Source organism: Providencia sp. PROV109 (assembly GCF_033681625.1).
Taxonomy (GTDB): domain Bacteria; phylum Pseudomonadota; class Gammaproteobacteria; order Enterobacterales; family Enterobacteriaceae; genus Providencia; species Providencia hangzhouensis.
In genome coordinates this window covers 1307942-1330813 of record NZ_CP096320.1, presented here as the reverse complement: position 1 = coordinate 1330813, position 22872 = coordinate 1307942, and the positions used below count along the sequence as shown (strand labels likewise).

The window sequence follows — 22872 nt, the reverse complement described above, 5'->3', positions numbered from 1 at the left end:
AATACCTACTTATTGCTGTCTAAAGCTCTTCTCACAGGAGCAAAGCTTTTACGATGGAATTCGGTTGCACCATACTGCGCCAATTTTTCTAAATGATACGCGGTTGGGTAGCCTTTATGCTTCGCAAAACCATATTCAGGAAAAGCTTTGTCCAACTCAACCATTTCCCTATCCCTAATCACTTTAGCTAAAATGGATGCTGCGCTAATTTCTTGTACTAGGCTGTCGCCCTTAATTACTGCTTGTGAAGGCATTGGCAATTCAGGACAACGGTTACCATCAATTAAAACATACTCAGGAATAATGGATAAACCGGCAACAGCGCGCTGCATAGCTAACATAGTTGCATGTAATATATTTATATTATCAATTTCTTCTGGTTCTGCGCGACCAATACACCAACACAATGCTTTTTCTTGAATTTCATCAAATAATTTCTCACGTTTTTTTTCGGTGAGTTTTTTTGAGTCTGCCAACCCTATAATAGGGTTATTGGGATCAAGAATCACCGCTGCTGTCACTACAGCTCCGACTAATGGGCCTCGACCCACTTCGTCAACACCCGCGATTAAATTTGCTTTTGGATAGATAAATTCCATTAATTTTTGACCATATCTAATACAGCTTCAGCAGCTTGTTTATCTGCGTCACAACGAATAAGCTGATGTAATTGTAAAAAAGTTTCTTTCAGGTTTTCAACCGGCTCGCCACCCTCTAGGAGTGGAAGCAACTGCTGTGCGAGTTTATCAGGCTGGCAATCCTCTTGTAGTAACTCTTTGACAATCTCTTTTCCTGCTAACAAATTAGGCAAAGAAACATACGGCGTTTTCACTAACCGTTTTGCCAACCAGAAGGTGAAAGGTTTCATACGATACCCCACCACCATTGGGCATTTTGTTAGCATACATTCAAGTGCTGCCGTTCCTGATGCTAATAAAGTCGCATCTGCTGCAATCATTGCATCACGAGCTTGGCCATCTAAAGTATGAATTTGCAGTTCAGGCGTAGTATTTTGCTTTATCTCATCAAACTGCTGGCGGCGTTTTTCATTCACCAACGGCACCACAATATGTAAATCCGGGATATTACGCTGTAATATTTTCGCTGTATTGAGAAAATCTGCGCTTAGCATTTCGACTTCTGAATGACGACTTCCTGGCAGTAAGGCTAAACATTTAACATGCTCAGGAATATTCAGCCGATGTCGAGCGGCTTGTTTATCAGGGTGTAATGGAATGGCATCCGCCATTGTGTGCCCGATAAAACGGCAAGGAACATTAAAACGATCATAAAAGGCTTTTTCAAAAGGTAAGAAAGCTAATACTAAATTCGTTGAACGACCGATTTTAAATACCCGTTTTTGACGCCATGCCCAAACTGATGGGCTAACATAATGAATGGTTTTAATCCCTTTCGATTTTAAGCGCCCCTCAAGGGTAATATTAAAATCAGGGGCATCAATTCCAACAAAAACATCTGGCTGTAATTCGGTAAAACGCTGGGTTAGATCCTTACGGATGGATAATAACCGAGGTAGGCGGCCGAGGACTTCAACGATACCCATGACGGCAAGCTCTTCCATTTCATACCAAGCTTCACAACCTTCGGCTTGCATTAAAGGACCAGCAACACCAACAAAGCGAGCATCTGGTATTTGCTCTTTAAGTGCACGGATAAGCCCTGCACCGAGAATATCACCAGATGTTTCTCCGGCAACAAGGCCAATAGTAAGTGGGCGGCTATTATTCACCGAAATTCGCTCCTTATTAAAGGCCTCGATTCATTAATACTAGATTAACGAATAATACCACGTTTAGACTGCGCTGAATCCTCTAAGAAATCACTAAACACTTTAACGTGCTCATTCGCTTTTGCCGCTTCTGCGATTTCTTCACGAGCTTCTTCTAACGATTTACCTGAACGATATAACACCTTGTATGCATTACGAATAGCATGTAGTGATTCTTTTTCAAAACCACGGCGTTTTAGACCTTCAAGATTTAAACCAAATGGTGTCGCGTGGTTACCTTGTGCAATGACATAAGGCGGCACATCTTGTGCAACACCAGAGCAGCCACCAACCATAACATGAGCACCAATTTTACAAAACTGGTGAACTGCGGTCATCCCACCAATAATGGCATAATCACCAAGTGTTACATGACCACCTAGAGTACCGTTATTTGCAATAATACAACGGTTTCCAATGATACAATCATGAGCAATATGCACATTCACCATCAGTAAGTTATCATTGCCCACTTTTGTCAGGCCAACATCTTGAACAGTACCACGGTGAATGGTTACGCTTTCACGAATACGGTTTCTGTCCCCGATTTCAACTCGCGTTGGTTCGCCTTGGTATTTAAGATCTTGATTAATCTCACCAATGGAAGCGAACTGGAAAATCACATTGTCACGACCAATTTTTGTATGGCCATTAACGACAACATGAGATTTCAGTTCAGTGCCTTCACCAATTTCAACATTCGCGCCAATATAACAAAAAGGGCCAATATGAACATTGGCACCGATGATAGCTCCATCTTCTACGATAGAGGATGGATGAATATAGGCTGTTTTATCAATCATATCAGACCTCACGACGACGGGCGCACATCATTTCTGCTTCGCAGGCCACTTCTCCATCAACTTTAGCAACACCTTTAAAACGTGCAACTCCGCGACGTTCTTTGATAAATTCTACTTCTAAGACCATTTGGTCTCCTGGTAGAACGGGACGTTTAAAACGCGCATTGTCTATCGCTGCAAAATAGTACAACTCACCCGGCTCTAATTTTCCAACGCTTTTAAACGCAAGAATTCCTGTCGCTTGCGCCATGGCTTCTAAAATCAATACACCAGGGAAAATAGGTTTACTAGGGAAGTGTCCTTGGAAAAATGGCTCGTTAAATGACACATTTTTCACTGCACGTAATGATTTGCCTTTTTCAAAATCCAATACACGGTCAACCAGAAGGAATGGGTAACGGTGCGGAAGCAGTTCTAAGATTTCTTCTATATTCAGAGTATGATTATCACTCATCGAAATACTCTTCCTGTCTATTAATACGGTTTAATTAATGAATCGGCCTGCTTTAACCTTAAATTAGGTTAACTGGCAGGCCGGAAAACGTAACTCAGATAACTATTTTAGCCTGAATTACAAAATGATTACTGTTTTTTTTGATTTTGGCTATCTAATTCACGCTCAACATGTTTCAGTCGCTTATTTATCTCATTGATATTTAAGACTAAAGCAGCTGTTTTACGCCAAGTTTTATTAGGCTGTAAAGGAATCCCTGAAGAATATACTCCTGGTTCAGTGATAGGTCTCATGACCATCCCCATTCCTGTTACTGTGACCTTATCGCAAATTTCCATATGGCCATTGATGACACTGGCACCACCAATCATACAGTAACGGCCGATTTTTAAACTACCAGCCATGATAACACCACCAGCAACTGCGGTATTATCACCAATTATGACATTGTGTGCAATTTGGCACTGGTTATCGATAATAACCCCATTGCCAATTACTGTGTTATCTAAAGCACCTCGGTCAATGGTTGTACTCGCACCGATCTCAACACGATCGCCGATGATCACTGTGCCTAATTGAGGAATTTTGATCCAATTACCACGATCATTCGCATAGCCGAAACCATCAGAGCCAATGACTGTGCCAGATTGAACTAAACAGTGTTCGCCAATCTCAACATTGTGGTATACGCTGACATTCGCCCACAAACGGGTTCCTGTACCAATACGCGTATTTTTGCCCACAAAACAACCTGCGCCAATCACCACATTATCGCCAAGCTCAACACCACTTTCGATAACGGCATTTGCGCCAATTGCGACATTCTTACCAAGTTTTGCATCATCAGCAATTACCGCTGATGCATGGATATCTTCAGCTGGGCTTGGCGTTGTATCCATAATTTGAGCCATGCGTGCATAAGCAAGGTATGGGTTATCCACTACCAGAGCAGCCACTTTGCATGCTTCAAGATCTTTTGCTGTGAGAACCACCGCTGCAGCTTGGCAATCTGCCAATTTGTCACTATAACGGCTGTCAGATAGAAAAGTAATCTGTTGATTATTCGCTGAATGCATTGGAGCAATACCGGTGATGGTAATATCACCATCACCGTGTAATTGCGCATTCAACTGCTGAGCAAGGTCAGCCAATCGAATTGAAGACATCTATTATTTAACCTGTTTTTGAACCTGACTTGTAATGTCAACGCTATCTTTTGCATAAGCAACTGCATTTGCATCGATAACGACATCATAGCCTTCTTTAGCTGCAACAACCTTAATAGAGTTCTGAATACGAGTTAAAATTTTAGTACGCTCTTCGCCTTGGCGACGGCGGTTGTCTTCTTCAAATTTTTGAGCTTTTTCAGCGAATTGATCACGTTTAGTCATGAGTTCAGATTCAAGCTTTTCGCGCTCACTTTGTTTCATTGTTGCACCATCACGACGCAATTTTTCAACACGAGTTTGCAAATCTTTTTCTAGATTTTGTAACTCAGTCGCACGACTTTTGAATTCACTTTCAAGCTGTTTAGCAACGGCTTCACGCGCTGGCATATTTTGGAAAATTTCACCAACATTGACGATAGCGATTTTCTCAGCATAAGCCCCCGCAGACATTGCTAAAGCAATACTCACACCCGCTGCACACAACAATTTTTTCACACTAAACTCCTTAACCCATACGTATGGCTGGAAATTTTGGTTGCTCCCACAAAAACATGGGAGCCTTCATAGATAGAAACTGGAATAGATTACCACGTTCTACCAATATTAAATTGGAACTGTTCTGATTTATCCCCTTCGTAGTCCTTAATCGGCTGCGCATAAGAGAAGACCAGTGGTCCAAGTGGAGACATCCATTGTAAAGCCACACCCGCAGAAGCTCGGATATTGCTTGCCTTACCATAGTCAGGCATACCTTCGCGCCAAGCCGCAGGAATACTGTTCCAATTAGTGTCCCATACCGTACCTGCATCAACAAAGAGAGAGGTACGAACGGAGTTCGAATACTTCTCGTCAATAAATGGAGTCGGAGTGATTAACTCAAATGATGCCGCGTACATCGCATTACCACCGACCGCATCACTTGATGGGCTTCCAGGCTCTGGGCCATCTTTTCCATTAATTTTCTTCAAATAAACCGCTTTTGGACCGATATTATTCGAACGGAAACCACGAATAGTGCTTGAACCACCCGCATAGAAGTTTTCATAGAATGGCATTTGCTTACTGCCAATACCATCACCATAACCTGCTTGTGCACGCCCCAGAACTACCCAAGTTTCGTCTTCGTCCAGTGGATAATACTGCGCTGTATCAAAGCGTAGTTTATAGTATTCGTTATCAGAACCAGGAATTGTCACTTTACCCGATACGTTCGTTTTATTACCCGATGTCGGGAAGAAACCACGATTTAACGAGTTATAAGTCCAACCTAAGTTAAGTGTGAAGTCATCCGCATCAAAGCTTTCTTTATTACGTCCGTTCTCTGTAACTGGTGGATTTTTACCCATAGAATCAAGGTAATCCCACATAGCAGCTTGAGCACGCATATCCGAAAGTCGGTTATGAACATAACCCGCACCGACGCGGAAAGAGTTATTTTCATTAAATGGGAAGCTTAAGAAACTGTCTAGGCCATACGTTTTGTTGTTATAGCCTGATAGATCCGCATCTTTCGCACTAAAGTCGTTATAGAAAATACGACCGCCTAAGCTCACACCATTAACGGTGAAGTACGGGTCAGTAAATGAGAATTCAACGTTAGTTGAGTAGTCATTTTTACTTGCGTTAATACCAACTGCGTTACCTGTACCTAACCAGTTATCTTGTGTAACCCCAACTTGGAAGCTCACACCACTTTCAGTACCAAAACCGATACCAAAGTTCATTGAACCAGTATTACGCTCTTTAACCTTGTAGATAACATCTACTTGGTCGGGGCTACCAGGTACACGTTGAGTCTCTACATCAACAGTTTCGAAATAACCTGTACGATTCAGACGTTCTTTACCTAGTTCAACTAAATCATTTCCGAGCCATGCACCTTCCATTTGGCGCATTTCACGACGTAAAACAGTATCTTTACTGGTGTCATTGCCTTGGAAACGAATCTCACGCACATAGAAACGGTTACCTGCATCAATGTTTAAGTGCAATTTAACTGTTTTATCTGCATCGTTGATTTCAGGTTGTGTCATTACTCGAGGATATGCATAACCATAGCGGCCAAACATATCTTTGATTTTGTTTTCCATACTTGTCACTTGAGCACCGTTATATAATTCTCCCGGTGTAATAGTGATAAGCTCTTGAATTTCAGTTAAATGATCAGCCGTATTACCATTAACTTCGACACCCGATATTTTATATTGGTCGCCTTCAGTAATGTTAATAGTAATATAAATACCTTTTTTGTCTGGGGTCAGACTGACTTGCGTGGAGTCTATATTAAAACGCGCATAACCACGATCAAGATAAAAACTGCGCAGAGTTTCTAAGTCACCCGCCAGTTTTTGCTTCTGATATTTCTGGTCAGCAGCGAGGTTCCACCAAGGAACATCATCACGCAATTGCAGCTTATTAACTAATTCTGCTGTAGTGTAATTTTTATTACCTACAATATTAATTTGCTGAATTTGAGCTGAAACACCTTCAGAGAAAACAAATTTTAAATCCACACGGTTACGTGGCAAAGGCGTTACAACAGCTTTTACTGTTGCATTATATTTACCAACGCTATAGTAAAAGTCTTCTAAACCTTTTTCGATATTTGCAATTGTCGTGCGGTCGAGTGCCTCACCAACGCGGATATTTGAAGCTTCCAAGTTCTGCTTGAGCATATCATCTTTAACAGACTTATTGCCTGTAAAGGTGATACTTGCAATCGTTGGCCGCTCTTTAACTTGAACGATCAGCGTGTTTCCATCACGCAGGACCCTAACATCTTCGAAGTTACCGGTTGAAAATAGGGAACGAATCGAACGGCTGATATCATCGTTATCAACTGAATCGCCAACCCTAACTGGCATGTTCAATAATGCTGCACCAACGGCGACGCGTTGTAGACCTTCGAAACGAATGTCTTTAACTACGAATCCGTCTGAACCGTATGCAGTGGCGCTGCCGAAAAGCAGCGACGCTATGAGCAACTTTTTCATCGCCATCGTTGTTATGCGTATTCCTTACTGGTCCCCAGCTTACAAAAATTAGAAGCGAGAGAAATCATTAAAAAGTGCAAGTCCCATTAACAGAATCAATGCCATTGCACCTATCCGAAAACTAAAGTCTTGTACTCGCTCAGACACCGGACTTCCTTTAATTTTTTCAATTAATAAGAAGAGCAAGTGCCCCCCATCTAAAACAGGCAATGGAAACAGATTGATGATACCTAAATTGACGCTAATAAGCGCAATAAACATCAAATAATATACCAAGCCTGACTCGGCGGATACCCCCGCACCTTTAGCGATAGATATCGGACCGCTTAAGTTATTGAGTTTGACATCCCCAACAACCAGTTTACCCATCATATTGACCGTCAACTTCATTAACTGCCACGTCTTATCACTGGCTTGGTAAAACGCAGAAAATGGCCCATATTGTTGCACCATCTTATATTCATCTGCTAACGGTAACACTGAAAGTTCTACGCCTGCAAACCCAATTTTCTCCCCACGCGGCCCATCTTGGCTATCAGGGGTCAACGTGAGTGAAATCAATTGCTGCGACCGTTGCACTTCAAGTTTTAACGAGACGCCCGGGTTATTACGAATAATTCGTGTAACGGGATCCCACAGGCCCAGAACTTCCCCGTTAACACTCACTATTCTGTCGCCTTTCTGCAAACCTGCTCGTTCACCAGCTAACCCTTGCGTTACTTTTTGGATAACAGGGTCAATTCTTGCAGAGACAGGCATTATACCTACCGACAAAATTGGATCTTGTTTCTCTGGATCAAACTGCCAAGTGGTTAAATCAACCGTTTTAGTAATCGGTTCATTATAACCACTGGGTAATACTTGCGCTGTCAGTTCACGGTCACCGATTTTACCGACCAATGCTAAACGAACTGAATTCCAATCAGGAGTTTCGATGCCATCAATAGATTTTAGTTCCATTTTTGGTTCAAAATTTGCAATTGCCGCAATAGAGCCTGGCTTTACGTCTTCAATGACAGGTTTCACAGAAGGAACACCAATCATAAAGACTATCCAATAGACAACAATTGCTAATAAAAAGTTCGCGATTGGCCCTGCACCAATAATGGCAGCTCGTTGACCGACAGTTTTATTGTTAAACGCTTGATGGCGACGTTCAGGAGAAACACTACCAACTCGCTCATCAAGCATTTTGACATAACCCCCTAACGGGATTATCGCCAAAACAAATTCGGTACCATTCTTATCGACTTTGCGCCATAAGGTTTTGCCGAACCCTATAGAAAAGCGCTCAACATAAACACCACAGCGGCGAGCAACCCAGTAATGGCCGAACTCGTGTACTGTAATTAGCACACCTATTGCGATAATAAAGGCAACTAAACTCCAAATAAATCCCATGTATCTTCCTAAAGACCAAAACCGTTAAAAATTAACAAATTTAGCCCAGCAAAAACTGGGATTGCTGCTGTTAGGCTATCAATACGATCCAAGATACCGCCATGCCCTGGAATTAAGTGGCTACTATCTTTAATACCTGATTGGCGCTTAAACATACTCTCAGTTAAATCACCAAACACAGATACTACAACAACAATAATTGAAGTCACTAGCAAATAATCAGGCATCACGGGGATTGGCGCAAAGGCGCTAAATAACCATGAAATAATCCCAGCAGTTATAAGGCCACCCACCAAGCCTTCCCATGTTTTACCAGGAGATACCTTCGGTGCCATTTTGTTGCGCCCGATAGTACGACCAAATGCATAGGCACCTGAATCAGCCCCCCAAACTAGCAACATGACATACAATAACCACCAAGCTCCAAAGAATGTATCACTTTGATAACCAACGGTTCTTAAAACCATCATTCCACAATAAAATGGGATAATCGTTAACACGCCAAATAATAAGCGAATAACAACTGATTTGCCCCAAGAAGCGGAGGCGGGATAGGTAACAACTAAAATAATCGCTATCCCCCACCAAATAAGGCCAGCCCATAAACCATACAAAATCATAGGCTCAGAGGAGAACTGATTTATATCGGAAATAGAAAATTGCATTGCAAGTAATATTGCAGCAAAAACAACCGCTAAGCCTATGCGCTTAGCTTGAGAGTGCCAGCCGACAAATTGTGCCCATTCCCAAGCACCTAAAGCACAAACCGCAATCACGATAAGCCCAAAATTCGCTGGGGAAAGTAAAAACAGCGCCGCAATAACAATCGGTATTAAAATTATCGCAGTAAGCAAACGATATTTCAGCACATCTTTCCCCTATTCTTTGCCCAGTTCATCATCTGATTCAGCTCCACCATAACGGCGCTCACGCTTACTAAAAGCATCAACTGCACTCTGAAACACCATTTCATCAAAATCTGGCCACAAAACGTTGGTGAAATAAAATTCCGCATATGCGACTTGCCATAATAGGAAGTTGCTTATGCGATGCTCCCCCCCAGTTCTTATGACTAAATCGACATTTTCTTGGTCATGCATACAAATATGGTTATCGATACTTTCTTCATTGATGTCATCAATAGAAAGCTCACCACTTTGTACCTTTGCAAATACTTGTTTTACACTGTTACTAATATCCCAGCGGCCACCATAGTTCGCTGCAATATTCAGTTTTAGCCCAGTGTTGTTTTGCGTTAATGCTTCTGCCTTATCAATTCTTTTTCTGAGGCGTTCACTAAAACGGCTAATATCACCAATGACTTTTAGTTTTACATTGTTTTTATGTAGGTTCTTAACTTCATTATCAAGAGCAAAAACAAATAGCTCCATGAGAGAACTGACTTCTTTCTCTGGCCTTCTCCAGTTTTCACTGCTAAAAGCATACAATGTGAGCGAACTAATCTTATTTTTTACCGCAAAGCGCACAGAATTACGGACAGATTCAACGCCTGCCTTATGACCTGTAATTCTGAGCTTCCCTCTTTGTTTAGCCCATCGGCCATTACCATCCATAATGATAGCAACATGCTTAGGCATCATTGAATCAGAGAGATTTTCACCACTAGAGTTCATTAAATATTAATCCTTGTGAGTACCACTTTGAGTATACAGACCAATAATAACTACTATTATTGAATTTGCTGATAAGACACATCCTTAAATCTCTAAGAGGTACTATGTTATTTTTCTTTTTTTAAACACATCACATATTAAAGAGTTATTATGGCTATCAGCAACTAAATAAAACACATACCAGCGTTAAATTGTCTGAGCGATTATTTTTTCTGCATTTTTACGCGCTCGTTCGTCGATTTCTAAGACCTCTTCAATCGAAACAGGTTCAGAAAAAACTTGGCTATCTAATACATTGCGATTAATTTTTGCTATATCCGTAAAGCGTATTTTGCCTTCGAGAAAAGCAGCAACTGTCATTTCATTCGCACCATTAAGTGCCGTCGTAGCGGCTTGCCCTTGGTGGCAGGCATCGATTGCGAGCTTCAAGCAAGGATAGCGTTGATAGTCAGGCTGAACAAATGTTAATGATGAAAGTGTTGCAAAATCAAGAGGTTTCGCACCAGACATGATACGCTTAGGATAAGCCATACTGTATGAAATTGGAGTGCGCATATCAGGTGTGCCCAGTTGTGCTATCACGCTGCCATCTTTATACCGAACCATGGAATGAATAACAGATTGAGGATGGATAATCACTTCCATTTGCTCGGCGCTCGCATTAAAAAAATAGCAAGCCTCGATATATTCTAGCCCCTTATTCATCATTGTCGCTGAATCGACTGATATTTTTCGCCCCATCGACCAATTTGGGTGGTTACATGCTTCATCAGGGGTCACATTATCAAGATGCGATAACGGTGTATCCCTAAATGGCCCACCTGATCCGGTTAAAACAATACTTGAGATACCGGAAGCTGATAAATCGGCAAAACCTAAATTCAGTTGAATAATTTCAGGTAAACTCTGGAAGATAGCATTGTGCTCGCTATCAATAGGAAATACTGTTGCATTGTGCTTACGAATCTCATTAAAGAATAAACGGCCACTAGTAATTAAAGACTCTTTATTCGCTAATAATATTCTTTTACCTTTGCGTATTGCCGCTAAAGTAGGAAGTAAACCGGCAACCCCAGTAATGGCTGACATAACTTGGTCAGCATCATCCAGACCAGCAAGGTCAATTGCAGCTTGTTTTCCTGACAAAACTTCAGTTTTACAATTATTCTCAGTTAAAATAGTTTTTAGCGCTTTTGCTGACGATTCATCCGCCATTGAGGCATATTTCGGATTAAACTCAAGGCACTGTTTCGCCATTTCAGTGACATTCTTTCCTGCTACTAGAGCAACGATTTGAAATTTTTCGGGATTTTGGCGAACAACAGAAAGTGTATTTGTACCAATTGAGCCTGTAGAACCTAGGATTGTCAGACATTTCATAGTGATTGAGTACTCTGTATTAATTCAATACTGAGATTATATCAGCTTAGAGGTTAGAAAGGATTTTTTAATAAGCTTGAAAAATAATAAAGCCACGCTAACGCACACTTTTACAGTTTGCATTGGTGGCTTTATTATTATGATGGATTAAAATTCCATCAACTCTGCTTCTTTTTGCGCTAATGCTTCATCAACTTTTTTGATGTAGCTATCAGTCAGCTTTTGGATATCATCTTGTGAACGACGCTCGTCATCTTCACTGATTTCTTTATCTTTCAGTAATGCTTTCACTTTGTCGTTAGCATCACGGCGAACGTTACGGACTGCGATACGGCCTTGCTCTGCATCACCACGAACCACTTTAATTAAGTCTTTACGACGCTCTTCCGTTAATGGAGGAAGTGGAACACGGATAACAGTACCCGCTGATGATGGGTTTAAGCCTAAATCAGATGCCATGATTGCTTTTTCAATCGCAGGTGACATGCTACGGTCAAAAACAGAAATAGCTAATGTGCGTGAATCTTCAACAGTGACGTTAGCTAATTGGCGCAAAGGTGTCGCTGAACCATAGTATTCAACAGTGATACCGTCTAATAGGCTTGGAGATGCACGGCCTGTGCGAACTTTACTAATTTGGCTTTTGAATGCTTCAAGGCTCTTTTCCATACGGTCTTGAGCATCTTTTTGGATTTCGTTAATCACGTTTTCAACCCTTAAGAACTGGTTATTAAAGGCCGCATGCGACCTCGCTTAAATTGTCTGAATTTATATTAGATAATACATTTAAACTCAGGTCATGTCTCTGAGTATTAATTGTGAGAAATCAGAGTTCCTTCATTTTCGCCCATAACAACGCGACGTAAAGCGCCCGGTTTATTCATATTGAATACGCGAATCGGTAAGTTATGGTCACGTGCTAATGTGAATGCCGCTAAATCCATCACTTTAAGTTCACGTTCCAAAACCTCTTGGTAACTCAGATTTTCATAAAGGACTGCGTCTGGGTCTTTAGCAGGGTCTGCTGAATACACACCATCAACTTTTGTCGCTTTTAACACGACATCCGCTTCAATTTCAATACCACGTAGGCATGCAGCGGAGTCTGTTGTAAAGAATGGGTTGCCTGTTCCTGCAGAAAAAATAACAACACGGCCGTGACGTAACAAGCTAATGGCCTCTGCCCAGCTATAGTTATCACAGACACCGTTAAGTGGGATCGCAGACATCAGTCTTGCATTCACATAGGCGCGATGTAATGCATCACGCATTGCGAGTCCGTTCATCACAGTTGCTAGCATCCCCATGTGGTCTCCGACAACACGGTTCATTCCAGCTTGTGCCAAACCAGCACCACGAAACAGGTTACCACCGCCAATAACCACACCGACCTGTATACCCAGTTCTATGAGTTCTTTAATTTCCTGAGCCATACGATCTAAAACGCTAGCATCGATACCAAAACCTTCTGCCCCTTGCAAGGCTTCGCCACTTAATTTAAGCAGAATACGCTGATAAACGGGTTTTGCATTGGTTGCCATGGTGTTCTGTCCTAACAGATATTTATTGGGGTAACACACGTAGAATTACAGTGTTCTACGTACCTAAATTTTGAATTAGTTTAAATATAATTTTTTTATACACAAGAATTCTAGCGCAATGCCTATGACGCTAACATCGCAGGGAATATACGTATATAAAACAGAGCCGCCAATTGGCGGCCCTTAGTTGATTACTTGCTCATTGCAGCAACTTCTGCTGCAAAGTCAGTTTCAACTTTCTCGATACCTTCACCTACTTCGAAACGAAGGAAACCAGAAACAGTAGCACCTTTCTCTTTCAGTAAGTCACCAACAGATTTGCTTGGGTCCATTACGAAAGGCTGGCCAGTCAGAGAGATTTCGCCAGTGAATTTGTTCATGCGACCGATAACCATTTTTTCAGCGATTTCGCGTGGTTTGCCAGATTGCATTGCGATGTCTAACTGGATTTGGTGCTCATGAGCAACAACATCAGCAGGAACATCATCTGGAGTCACATATTCAGGTTTGCTTGCAGCGATATGCATAGCGATGTGTTTCAGTAATTCTTCGTCAGCGCCTTCAGCCGCAACTAAAACACCAATACGAGCACCGTGCAGGTAGCTACCTACTTGTGCGCCTTCCAGGATAGCAACACGACGAATATTGATGTTTTCACCAATTTTCGCAACTAATGTTGTACGAGCTTCTTCGAATTTTGCTTTCAGCGCATCGATGTCAGCATTTTTGTCAGCAACAACAGAAGCCAAAACTTCTTTACCGAATGCTAAGAAGCCTGCGTCTTTAGCAACGAAGTCAGTTTCACAGTTCAGCTCAACCAGAGCACCTGTTTTACCACCGTTGAAAACTTCAGTCAGGATAACACCTTCAGCTGCAACGCGACCTGCTTTTTTAGCCGCTTTTGCTTGACCTGATTTACGCATGTTATCAATCGCTAATTCGATGTCGCCATTAGCTTCAACGAGTGCTTTTTTACATTCCATCATACCTGCGCCAGTACGTTCGCGCAGTTCTTTTACCAATGCAGCGGTAATTCCAGACATGTGATTTATTCCTCGATATTCCCCGTGGGAGTCTTCCCCACGTGGATAGTTCTGATTCATATATAAAAGGGGCCTAAATCAGGCCCCTTCTAACATATAGCAGTACCTGTATAGCAATACCTAAATAAGGGTTTGGGCCTTATTACTCAGCTTCTACTAAGCTTTCTTCTGCTTGAACAGCCAGATCTTGTGAACGACCTTCACGAACGGTGCTTGCTACAGCGCCCAGATACAGTTTGATTGCACGGATTGCATCATCGTTACCAGGGATAACGAAGTCGATACCGTCTGGATCAGAGTTAGTATCAACGATAGCAAATACTGGGATACCCAGGTTGTTTGCTTCTTTAATAGCAATGTGTTCGTGGTCTGCATCGATAACGAACAGAGCGTCAGGTAAACCGCCCATATCTTTGATACCGCCTAAGCTGTTTTCTAACTTACCAAGTTCACGAGTACGCATCAGCGCTTCTTTCTTAGTCAGTTTGTCGAAAGTACCGTCTTGTGATTGAACTTCTAAATCTTTCAGACGTTTGATTGACTGACGAACGGTTTTCCAGTTAGTCAACATTCCGCCTAACCAGCGGTGGTTAACGAAATACTGATCACAGCTGTTAGCAGCTTCTTGAACGGCTTCGCTTGCAGCACGTTTAGTACCGACAAACAGAATTTTGCCTTTACGAGAAGCAATTTTAGTCAACTCAGCCAGAGCTTCGTTGAACATTGGAACAGTTTTTTCCAGGTTGATGATATGAACTTTGTTACGCGCACCGAAAATGAAAGGTTTCATTTTTGGGTTCCAGTAACGAGTCTGGTGACCAAAGTGTACGCCTGCTTGTAACATATCGCGCATGGAAACAGTTGCCATTTAATACCTCTGTATTTAAGTAATTGGGGTTATGCCTCCACAAATCCCATGCTACCGACTCCAAAGCTGCGTTAAAACGCATAAGAGCACCCCGGTGCACGTGTCGATTTGTGTGTGTTATTACACAATTGAGTTTTAAGTTTCGCACATCCAATATTTTATCAACGACTTTATCTTGATGCCATAAAATGACATTTCGATGATGGTGATAAGAAATAAATGGATTGCCGGCGCGCTTTATACCATAAAACCAACCTAGAAGCCAACTTTTGTTGCTTTTTTCGCTCACAAAAATGCCTAAAAGTGGTTTTGATTTAAAGCCATTGACCTGAGCAATATTTAACCATTGCTCAGGTCAATTATAGACGCTATTTGGCAAGATAAAAAAACCTTATTTTTGCAATATCGTCTAGATGGCCTTCGTTACTATTTTTTTGCATTTTGTGCTGTTAAAAGCTCAAAATGAACAAGCTCCACTCCTTTCCTTATCTACTATAAAGTGACTTCGACTTTCGAGTCCGCTCGATAGCTAGTTGGCAGAAAATGCGGTGGCTGTTACCATATATCTCATCGATGTAAAATGGGCTACCTATTTTCCCCCTCTTTTTTAACATGCCATCAAATTCAATGTTGGCATGAATGGACTAAATTCATGGCTATTATTATCAAAACTGAAGAAGATATTCAGAAAATGCGTGTTGCTGGCCGCTTAGCAGCAGAAGTGTTAGAAATGATTGCTCCGCACGTTGTGCCGGGTGTTAGTACGGGTGAATTGGATCGCCTATGTCATCAACATATTGTTGACGTACAGCAAGCTATCCCTGCGTGCCTGAATTATCACGGTTTTCCTAAATCTGTTTGTATTTCTGTCAATGATGTCATCTGCCACGGCATTCCTAGTGATGATAAAATCTTAAAAGATGGCGATATTGTTAATATTGACGTCACCGTTATTAAAGATGGTTTCCATGGCGATACCTCCAAAATGTTTATTGTTGGTAAACCAACTATTCAAGGTGAGCGCCTTTGCCAAGTCACACTAGACAGCTTATATTTAGCAATCCGGATGGTTAAACCGGGTATTCGCTTACGTACTTTGGGTAAAGCCATTCAAGAATTTGTCGAAAAACAAGATTTCTCAGTTGTGCGTGAATATTGCGGCCACGGCATTGGCCAAGGTTTCCATGAAGAACCACAAGTTCTGCACTATGATGCTGACGACAGTGGCGTGGTTCTACAAAAAGGGATGACTTTTACCATTGAGCCTATGGTCAATACAGGCGATCACCGTATTCGCACCATGAAAGATGGCTGGACAGTTAAAACCAAAGACCGCGGTTGGTCTGCACAATATGAACACACGTTAGTTGTGACGGATAACGGCTGTGAAATCCTCACTCTACGTAAAGAAGAAGAGCCGTTTATCTCTGCAGTATTAGTTAACGAATAATCTTCTCCATTGAGCCTTCCTAACCGAAGGCTCTTCCTCTGTTCATTTTTATCAAAAAACCGTAAGCTGGTAGCTACCCCCCTATTGCTATCAATACGGAAAGATAAAGATGACTGTAAATTCAGCTTCCTACCTCCCCCCTAATCAATTTAGTACTCATGACCTTGAACTTAATTTATTAAGACAACATGTCGATGATTTCGATCAGTGGCTGGAAGAGGCTTTCAACCAAGGTAAAGATGTTGTCGACCTTATTCACTTGCGAAGTGATTACCTTGATGCGTTACTCACTCGATTATGGCAATCCTTTCAATTTGATAAGCAGCCTGATATGTCACTAATCGCCGTTGGGGGTTACGGGCGCCATGAACTACATCCACTTTCTGACATTGATATTTTAGTTTTAAGTAAAAAACCGCTTCCAGAACACATCGCTAACGAAATTGGGCAATTTATCACTCTATTATGGGATTTGCGGTTTGATATCGGCCACAGCGTCCGTTCCCTCGCTGAATGCATTGAAGCCGGAAATGCAGACCTAACCACCGCAACTAATCTCATTGAATCACGGTTAATTTGTGGTGATGTCGCCCTGTTTTTACAATTACAAAAAACTATTTTTAGCGATGATTTTTGGCCTTCCGCGGTCTTTTTTGCTGCAAAAATTGAAGAACAACAAGAACGCCATCAACGCTACCATAGCACTAGCTATAATTTAGAACCCGATATTAAAAGTAGCCCTGGGGGATTACGGGATATCCATACCTTACTATGGGTCGGGCGGCGTCATTTTGGTGCAACCACCGTCGATGAAATGGTAGGTTTTGGTTTTCTCACTGAAGAAGAGCGCCAAGAACTCAAAGAGTGCCTAATATTTTTATGGAAAATTCGCTTTGCGCTCCATTTAGTGGTGAAACGTCATGATAATCGCCTGCTATTTGACCGCCAGTTTAGTGTGGCTCGGTTACTGGGTTATGAAGGCGAAAAAAACCAACCCGTTGAACGAATGATGAAAGATTTTTATCGCGTCACTCGCCGTGTTCGGGAACTCAATCAAATGCTATTGCAGTTATTTGATGAAGCTATTTTAACGCTTAACCCCAACGAAAAGCCCCGTCCTATTGATTCTCTATTCCAATTACGCGGATCATTGATTGACGTTATTGATGAAGAGTTATTTATCAAGCAGCCAGCCGCTATTTTAAAAATGTTTTACCAAATGGCTCGCTACCCAAATATTACAGGGATCTATTCCACTACTTTACGGCAACTACGTTATGCGCGGCGCAACCTTTCAGTGCCATTATGTGAAATCCCTGAAGCCCGAAAACTGTTTATCAAAATTCTACGCCACCCTCGCGCCATCAAAGGTGCATTTGTCCCAATGCACCTTCATAGTGTACTGAGCGCTTATACCCCACTCTGGAGCAATATCGTTGGTCAAATGCAGTTCGACCTATTTCATGCATATACCGTTGATGAACACACTATTCGCGTACTGCAAAAAATTGATAGCTTTACGTTAGAAGAAAATCGTCGTGATCATCCACTGTGTGTCAGTGTTTATCCCAAATTATTGCAACCTGAACTTTTACGATTAGCTGCCATTTTTCACGATATAGCTAAAGGCCGATCAGGAGATCATTCCGACCTTGGCTCTGATTTTGTTTATGATTTTGCCTTACTGCATGATTTTTCTGTCAAAGAAGCTGAATTAGCTTCATGGTTGGTTAAAAACCACTTATTGATGTCGGTGACAGCTCAACGGCGTGATATTCAAGACCCCGATGTCATTAAACAATTTGCAGGGGAAGTTAAAACTGTTTCACGGCTTAACTACTTGATGTGTTTAACGGTTGCAGACATTTGCGCGACAAATAGCACACTGTGGAATAGCTGGAAACAAAGTTTAATTCGTGAACTTTTTTTATCTACAGAGCATCAATTAAATCAAGGCATGCAGAGCACCCCTGACTTACGCGAACGCATTCGTCATCATCGTTATCAAGCTTTATCATTACTACGCCAATCATCAATTGATGAAGAAAAACTGCAGGGGTTATGGTCCCGCTGCCATGCCGATTATTTTTTACGTCATACGCCATCCCAATTAGCATGGCATGCTAAGCACTTACTAGCCCACGACTTGAGCCAGCCTTTGGTATTAATCAGCACACAACCTAAACATGGCGGAACAGAAATTTTTATTTGGTGCCATGATAAACCCCATTTATTTGCCGCTGTCGCCAGCGAATTGGATCGGCGAAATTTAAGCATTCACAGTGCTCAAATTTTTACTAACAAAGACAATATGGCCATGGATACCTTCGTCGTTCTTGAGCCTAACGGTAGTCCTCTGTCCAAAGACAGATACGACCACATCCGAAAAATGTTGTTATTAGCCGTTCAGCAACCAGAAATATCACTGCCTAAGCCACGTACTCTGCCGTCAAAATTACGTCACTTTACCGTGCCAACAAAAGTCAATTTTCTACATTCCACCAACGACCGTCGCACCTATATGGAACTGTTCGCCTTAGATCAACCAGGTTTATTGGCTCGCATCGGTCATATTTTTGCTCAAATGGAAATTTCTCTATATGGCGCACGCATCACGACAATTGGCGAAAAAGTGGAAGATTTCTTTGTTTTAGCTGATAAGGAACACAAAGCGTTGACTAAAAATATGCAACAAGAGTTATCAGAAAGGTTGACAGAGGCCCTAAAATCGAAGGATAAAATATAGCGTCCATCACATTTTTATGGTGAACGTTCACTTTTTATAACATTCAAGAGGAAAATACAATCAATGCAGCATTTACAAGCGATCATTGAACAAGCGTTCGAAGAGCGAGCCAGTATCACACCAAATACGGTATCAAACTCAGTAAAACAAGCCGTGTTAGATACCATTGCATTACTCGATAGCGGAGAACTACGTGTAGCTGAGAAAATTGCCGGTGTTTGGGTTACCCATCAATGGCTGAAAAAAGCTGTTTTGTTATCATTTCGCATTCAAGATAACCAAGTGATTGACGGTGCAGAAAGCCGTTATTTCGATAAAGTTCCAATGAAATTTGCGGATTATGACCAAGCTCGCTTCGAAAAAGAAGGCTTCCGAGTTGTTCCTCCTGCCGCTGTTCGTAAAGGCGCTTATATCGCTAAAAATAGCGTATTAATGCCGTCATATGTCAATATTGGTGCTTACGTCGATGAAGGCACAATGGTAGATACATGGGCAACCGTTGGTTCATGTGCACAGATTGGTAAAAACGTGCATTTATCTGGTGGTGTAGGGATCGGTGGCGTATTAGAGCCATTGCAAGCTAGCCCAACAATTATTGAAGACAACTGCTTTATTGGTGCTCGTTCTGAAGTGGTCGAAGGGGTGATTGTTGAAGAGGGTTCCGTTATTTCAATGGGGGTTTATCTGGGGCAAAGCACCAAAATCTATGACCGTGAAACAGGTGAAATTCATTACGGCCGAGTCCCTGCTGGCTCCGTAGTTGTTTCAGGTAATTTGCCATCTAAAGATGGTCGCTACAGCCTGTATTGCGCCGTCATTGTAAAAAAAGTTGATGAGAAAACTCGCGGTAAAGTGGGTATTAATGAATTATTAAGAACGATTGATGAGTAATTAAACGCCTAAAATCTCACGCCAAACCTGTTACTGGTTTTTATAATAAACTTTTATAGTGAGCCACTGTAATTAGGTTAAAAAACTAAAGCTATCCCGAATCGCATACCCCCGTATGCAACTCGGGTGGCCATATCAGTGTTACCTTTTAATATTAGCGCATTAATTGCAAAGAGAAGTTTGTCAATTTCTACAAATCGCGCATAATATGTCCGTGGCTTTTGCCGTTTACCTCTAATAAAACTGTATTATTTTATTTTTCATTATAATGATGCTGTTTGTGTAATAACATCATTATATCTATCACCCAAACGAATGGGATAGATAGCTTATTAACGAGAAATAGACCGATATTGTTACGGCCTGCTCACACTATCACTTTGTTCACCGACTCTGTCTCTACAGTAAAGCGAGCTAACATGTACGATAATTTGAAAAGTTTAGGCATCAGTAACCCTCAAGATATTGACCGCTACACCTTACGCCAAGAAGCGAATAATGACATTTTAAAAATTTATTTTCGCAAAGATAAAGGGGAGTTTTTCGCTAAAAGCGTAAAATTTAAATACCCACGCCAGCGTAAAACTATTGCGGATGGTAATAATAATTTCAAAGAAATTAATGAAATTAACACTAACCTACGTTACGCCATTGAAGAACTAGATCAAATTTGCCAAACAGATCAAACTGACATTGATTTAAAACACAAAATTCTCGATGACTTACGCCATCTTGAACATGTGGTTTCAAATAAGATCGCAGAAATTGAAGCAGATCTAGAAAAATTGACCCGTAAATAATTTACAGGTGAAATGATTAATTTACTGCGCCGTAGCACTGCCAATATTTATCATTAATATAGGTAATACTACGGTGCAGACATTTAAAGCAGCTCCGCCCATGCTTCAACCCAAGGCTTAGCAAACTCCTCAGGAACATCCACCTCAATTGCATCAATAAATAAAATATCGCCAATACGGGTCGCTGATTGTTCAGCTAACAGTTCATCGAAACGAATACCTGCGCCACAAAAACTTTCATAACTGCTATCACCTAAAGCAATTATTCCGTAACGTAAATCAGGTTGATAACCGACAACATCTTTGATTTCACTATATAACGGAGCGATGGTGTCAGGTATATCCCCTTGCCCTGTAGACGAAGTCACAATAAGTGCAATTTCATTACCTGAATTATAAAGTTGCCAATCGCTCAAGGTGGGCTCATCAAAAACAACCACTTCATGCCCTTGCTGCTCTAAAATTTCTTGTGCCGTTTCCGCAACAGCTAAAGAGTTACCATAGACAGTTCCAACAAAAATGCCTATTTTTGACATAACATTCCCTCTATTTCATAGTTAACTTGATGAGTTAATAACGTTTATCCCTAATTTTGCAACTGTATCTGACCATCCAAATTGCTCAATTAATGATAACCATTGTGTATCCCACGTAGCCACTAACGATATATTTTCTTTTGTTATTGGGTGATTTAAATTTAATAAGCTGGCATGTAACATCAGGCGAGACACTGAAAAATGCGTATTCACCCCTCGGTTTTGGCGTAAGTCTCCATGCTTGCTATCACCAATAATAGGGTGACGAAGATGAGACATATGCCTTCTCAATTGATGTTTACGGCCAGTTTCAGGTTTTAACTCAACTAAACTAAATCTTGATGTTTCATATCGCCCAATCGCAATAGCGCATTCAACTGTCGCTATCGGTTTACAGTGGGTAACGCATTCCTGTAAAACAGGTTCACGTGATGCATGTTTATCCGCAATTTTATCTAACTCTTCTAATAGCGGGTAATCGATGGTTTGCTCTTCGGTTAAATAACCGCGAACGACAGCGTGATACACTTTTTCTAACTGATGGTTTTCAAATTGAGCCGATAACAGCCTTGCGACGTCGCTCGATAACGCAAATAGTAATATACCTGATGTCGGCCTATCGAGGCGATGAATGGGGTAAACATACTGGCCAATTTGGTCACGTAGTGTCTGCATCACAAATACGGTTTCTTTACTGTCCAGCCAACTGCGATGCACTAACATACCAGCAGGCTTATTAACCGCTACCATATATTCATCGTGATAAATAATTTCCAGCATCAATAAATTACCCGCAGGTCTTGGTGGAGAAAAAACCATCTAACTCACGCAAATAATTGATAAGTAGAGTATATTGTTCTTCTTCATCATGCTTATACGCTTCTTCAAAATAAGGAGCGACCGCAAAATTAGTTGGCAGCGTAGCCCCTTGTTCAATTAACATTTGTAGACGAGGTATTAAAATCCACTGCAGCCACTCTATAGCCTCCATCGTATCAATACAAAAAGGCTCTACGCTGTTAAAAGCCTCGGGGGAAGGTGGCTGTTCATTCCAAAGAGATTTTAATTTCATTTCCTCTTCTAAGTGACGAAGTTTCTCAATAATACGTTGTTCAATATTCATACTTAAACTCATTTAGTGATGGCTGCAGCAAATATACGGTATTTTCTATCATAATTCTGTCGGATACATGGGGTTAAGCCTTAGCAAATACAAGTTTATTTATTTTGCATATTGATAATAATTATTATCGTAGCTATTAATCGAACAACTCATTTAATAAGATTCGTTTATGTTTTGTTGCAGATAGCACATGTAAGATTAAATGTTTTATCAATTTAGTACTTACAGAATAATTAACAACAAAATGGTTT

At 41.2% G+C, this 22872-nt stretch carries 22 protein-coding genes; 4 read left to right on the top strand and 18 right to left on the bottom strand.

The window, feature by feature from the left end; genetic code table 11:
* Window positions 1-5: 5 nt before the first annotated feature.
* From rnhB to rpsB, 15 genes are all read right to left on the bottom strand, one after another.
* Entirely contained in the window at window positions 6-599 is a 594-nt protein-coding gene (gene rnhB / locus M1F25_RS06070; protein WP_004257437.1) for a ribonuclease HII, read from the bottom strand.
* The gene (gene lpxB / locus M1F25_RS06065) at window positions 599-1750 is read right to left on the bottom strand and encodes a lipid-A-disaccharide synthase (RefSeq protein WP_181489468.1); all 1152 of its coding nucleotides are present in this window, start codon (window positions 1748-1750) and stop codon (window positions 599-601) included. Before lpxB ends, rnhB begins: the two co-directional genes overlap by 1 nt.
* Window positions 1751-1794: 44 nt before the next feature.
* A complete protein-coding gene (gene lpxA / locus M1F25_RS06060; RefSeq protein ID WP_004257444.1) occupies window positions 1795-2592 on the bottom strand; it encodes an acyl-ACP--UDP-N-acetylglucosamine O-acyltransferase in 798 nt (265 codons plus the stop codon).
* 1 nt (window position 2593) lies between these two features.
* Window positions 2594-3046: a 3-hydroxyacyl-ACP dehydratase FabZ gene (fabZ, locus tag M1F25_RS06055; RefSeq protein WP_004257450.1), complete on the bottom strand. Its 453-nt coding sequence runs from the start codon at window positions 3044-3046 to the stop codon at window positions 2594-2596.
* 128 nt (window positions 3047-3174) lie between these two features.
* Window positions 3175-4212, bottom strand: coding sequence for a UDP-3-O-(3-hydroxymyristoyl)glucosamine N-acyltransferase (gene lpxD, locus M1F25_RS06050; RefSeq protein ID WP_004257454.1), 1038 nt, complete (start codon window positions 4210-4212; stop codon window positions 3175-3177).
* 3 nt (window positions 4213-4215) lie between these two features.
* Window positions 4216-4710, bottom strand: a complete 495-nt coding sequence (gene skp / locus M1F25_RS06045; RefSeq protein WP_181489467.1) for a molecular chaperone Skp — start codon at window positions 4708-4710, stop codon at window positions 4216-4218.
* Window positions 4711-4799: 89 nt separating this feature from the next.
* Window positions 4800-7214, bottom strand: a complete 2415-nt coding sequence (gene bamA, locus M1F25_RS06040) for an outer membrane protein assembly factor BamA (protein WP_004257462.1) — start codon at window positions 7212-7214, stop codon at window positions 4800-4802.
* A gap of 42 nt (window positions 7215-7256) precedes the next feature.
* The gene (gene rseP, locus M1F25_RS06035) at window positions 7257-8609 is read right to left on the bottom strand and encodes a sigma E protease regulator RseP (protein WP_181489466.1); all 1353 of its coding nucleotides are present in this window, start codon (window positions 8607-8609) and stop codon (window positions 7257-7259) included.
* 8 nt (window positions 8610-8617) lie between these two features.
* Window positions 8618-9478, bottom strand: a complete 861-nt coding sequence (cdsA, locus tag M1F25_RS06030; protein WP_181489465.1) for a phosphatidate cytidylyltransferase — start codon at window positions 9476-9478, stop codon at window positions 8618-8620.
* A 9-nt stretch (window positions 9479-9487) separates the two neighbouring features.
* Window positions 9488-10243: a polyprenyl diphosphate synthase gene (gene uppS / locus M1F25_RS06025; RefSeq protein ID WP_004257489.1), complete on the bottom strand. Its 756-nt coding sequence runs from the start codon at window positions 10241-10243 to the stop codon at window positions 9488-9490.
* Window positions 10244-10429: 186 nt separating this feature from the next.
* The gene (gene ispC / locus M1F25_RS06020) at window positions 10430-11623 is read right to left on the bottom strand and encodes a 1-deoxy-D-xylulose-5-phosphate reductoisomerase (RefSeq protein WP_094961136.1); all 1194 of its coding nucleotides are present in this window, start codon (window positions 11621-11623) and stop codon (window positions 10430-10432) included.
* A 147-nt stretch (window positions 11624-11770) separates the two neighbouring features.
* Window positions 11771-12328 (bottom strand): ribosome recycling factor, encoded by a 558-nt coding sequence (gene frr / locus M1F25_RS06015; protein WP_004257496.1) that lies wholly within the window; start codon window positions 12326-12328, stop codon window positions 11771-11773.
* Window positions 12329-12435: 107 nt separating this feature from the next.
* Window positions 12436-13164 carry a UMP kinase gene (gene pyrH, locus M1F25_RS06010; protein ID WP_004257499.1) on the bottom strand — a complete coding sequence of 243 codons (729 nt, stop codon included), beginning with the start codon at window positions 13162-13164 and terminating at the stop codon, window positions 12436-12438.
* Window positions 13165-13355: 191 nt separating this feature from the next.
* Window positions 13356-14207 (bottom strand): translation elongation factor Ts, encoded by an 852-nt coding sequence (tsf, locus tag M1F25_RS06005; RefSeq protein ID WP_004908761.1) that lies wholly within the window; start codon window positions 14205-14207, stop codon window positions 13356-13358.
* 142 nt (window positions 14208-14349) lie between these two features.
* Window positions 14350-15075 (bottom strand): 30S ribosomal protein S2, encoded by a 726-nt coding sequence (gene rpsB / locus M1F25_RS06000; RefSeq protein ID WP_004257504.1) that lies wholly within the window; start codon window positions 15073-15075, stop codon window positions 14350-14352.
* A 652-nt stretch (window positions 15076-15727) separates the two neighbouring features.
* Here rpsB and map point away from each other — a divergent pair.
* The 4 genes from map (at window position 15728) to M1F25_RS05980 (ending at window position 20962) form a co-directional block, all read left to right on the top strand.
* Complete coding sequence (map, locus tag M1F25_RS05995; RefSeq protein WP_036957992.1) at window positions 15728-16525, top strand: type I methionyl aminopeptidase; 798 nt, start codon at window positions 15728-15730, stop codon at window positions 16523-16525.
* Between the two features lie 109 nt (window positions 16526-16634).
* Window positions 16635-19271 carry a bifunctional uridylyltransferase/uridylyl-removing protein GlnD gene (gene glnD, locus M1F25_RS05990; protein WP_144141030.1) on the top strand — a complete coding sequence of 879 codons (2637 nt, stop codon included), beginning with the start codon at window positions 16635-16637 and terminating at the stop codon, window positions 19269-19271.
* A gap of 63 nt (window positions 19272-19334) precedes the next feature.
* On the top strand, window positions 19335-20162 hold the full coding sequence (dapD, locus tag M1F25_RS05985) for a 2,3,4,5-tetrahydropyridine-2,6-dicarboxylate N-succinyltransferase (RefSeq protein WP_094961134.1): 828 nt from the start codon (window positions 19335-19337) through the stop codon (window positions 20160-20162).
* A 419-nt stretch (window positions 20163-20581) separates the two neighbouring features.
* Window positions 20582-20962 (top strand): DUF3461 family protein, encoded by a 381-nt coding sequence (locus tag M1F25_RS05980; RefSeq protein ID WP_004908747.1) that lies wholly within the window; start codon window positions 20582-20584, stop codon window positions 20960-20962.
* Between the two features lie 83 nt (window positions 20963-21045).
* On the opposite strand, the gene M1F25_RS05975 is transcribed toward M1F25_RS05980, so the two are convergent.
* The 3 genes from M1F25_RS05975 to M1F25_RS05965 are packed head-to-tail and all read right to left on the bottom strand — an operon-like array spanning window position 21046 to window position 22621.
* The gene (locus tag M1F25_RS05975; protein WP_004257522.1) at window positions 21046-21498 is read right to left on the bottom strand and encodes a flavodoxin; all 453 of its coding nucleotides are present in this window, start codon (window positions 21496-21498) and stop codon (window positions 21046-21048) included.
* A gap of 21 nt (window positions 21499-21519) precedes the next feature.
* Entirely contained in the window at window positions 21520-22278 is a 759-nt protein-coding gene (gene truC / locus M1F25_RS05970) for a tRNA pseudouridine(65) synthase TruC (RefSeq protein ID WP_004257524.1), read from the bottom strand.
* A gap of 7 nt (window positions 22279-22285) precedes the next feature.
* Window positions 22286-22621, bottom strand: a complete 336-nt coding sequence (locus M1F25_RS05965; RefSeq protein ID WP_004257526.1) for a YqcC family protein — start codon at window positions 22619-22621, stop codon at window positions 22286-22288.
* Between the last annotated feature and the right edge of the window lie 251 nt (window positions 22622-22872).

Coding starts and splice junctions, on each gene's coding strand:
- pyrH (WP_004257499.1), bottom strand. CDS start 13,164: ATGGCAACCAATGCAAAACCCGTTTATCAGCGTATTCTGCTTAAATTA.
- lpxA (WP_004257444.1), bottom strand. CDS start 2,592: ATGATTGATAAAACAGCCTATATTCATCCATCCTCTATCGTAGAAGAT.
- bamA (WP_004257462.1), bottom strand. CDS start 7,214: ATGGCGATGAAAAAGTTGCTCATAGCGTCGCTGCTTTTCGGCAGCGCC.
- M1F25_RS05980 (WP_004908747.1), top strand. CDS start 20,582: ATGTACGATAATTTGAAAAGTTTAGGCATCAGTAACCCTCAAGATATT.
- tsf (WP_004908761.1), bottom strand. CDS start 14,207: ATGTCTGGAATTACCGCTGCATTGGTAAAAGAACTGCGCGAACGTACT.
- rnhB (WP_004257437.1), bottom strand. CDS start 599: ATGGAATTTATCTATCCAAAAGCAAATTTAATCGCGGGTGTTGACGAA.
- ispC (WP_094961136.1), bottom strand. CDS start 11,623: ATGAAATGTCTGACAATCCTAGGTTCTACAGGCTCAATTGGTACAAAT.
- uppS (WP_004257489.1), bottom strand. CDS start 10,243: ATGAACTCTAGTGGTGAAAATCTCTCTGATTCAATGATGCCTAAGCAT.
- glnD (WP_144141030.1), top strand. CDS start 16,635: ATGACTGTAAATTCAGCTTCCTACCTCCCCCCTAATCAATTTAGTACT.
- M1F25_RS05965 (WP_004257526.1), bottom strand. CDS start 22,621: ATGAATATTGAACAACGTATTATTGAGAAACTTCGTCACTTAGAAGAG.
- M1F25_RS05975 (WP_004257522.1), bottom strand. CDS start 21,498: ATGTCAAAAATAGGCATTTTTGTTGGAACTGTCTATGGTAACTCTTTA.
- dapD (WP_094961134.1), top strand. CDS start 19,335: ATGCAGCATTTACAAGCGATCATTGAACAAGCGTTCGAAGAGCGAGCC.
- truC (WP_004257524.1), bottom strand. CDS start 22,278: ATGCTGGAAATTATTTATCACGATGAATATATGGTAGCGGTTAATAAG.
- rpsB (WP_004257504.1), bottom strand. CDS start 15,075: ATGGCAACTGTTTCCATGCGCGATATGTTACAAGCAGGCGTACACTTT.
- lpxD (WP_004257454.1), bottom strand. CDS start 4,212: ATGTCTTCAATTCGATTGGCTGACCTTGCTCAGCAGTTGAATGCGCAA.
- map (WP_036957992.1), top strand. CDS start 15,728: ATGGCTATTATTATCAAAACTGAAGAAGATATTCAGAAAATGCGTGTT.
- fabZ (WP_004257450.1), bottom strand. CDS start 3,046: ATGAGTGATAATCATACTCTGAATATAGAAGAAATCTTAGAACTGCTT.
- rseP (WP_181489466.1), bottom strand. CDS start 8,609: ATGGGATTTATTTGGAGTTTAGTTGCCTTTATTATCGCAATAGGTGTG.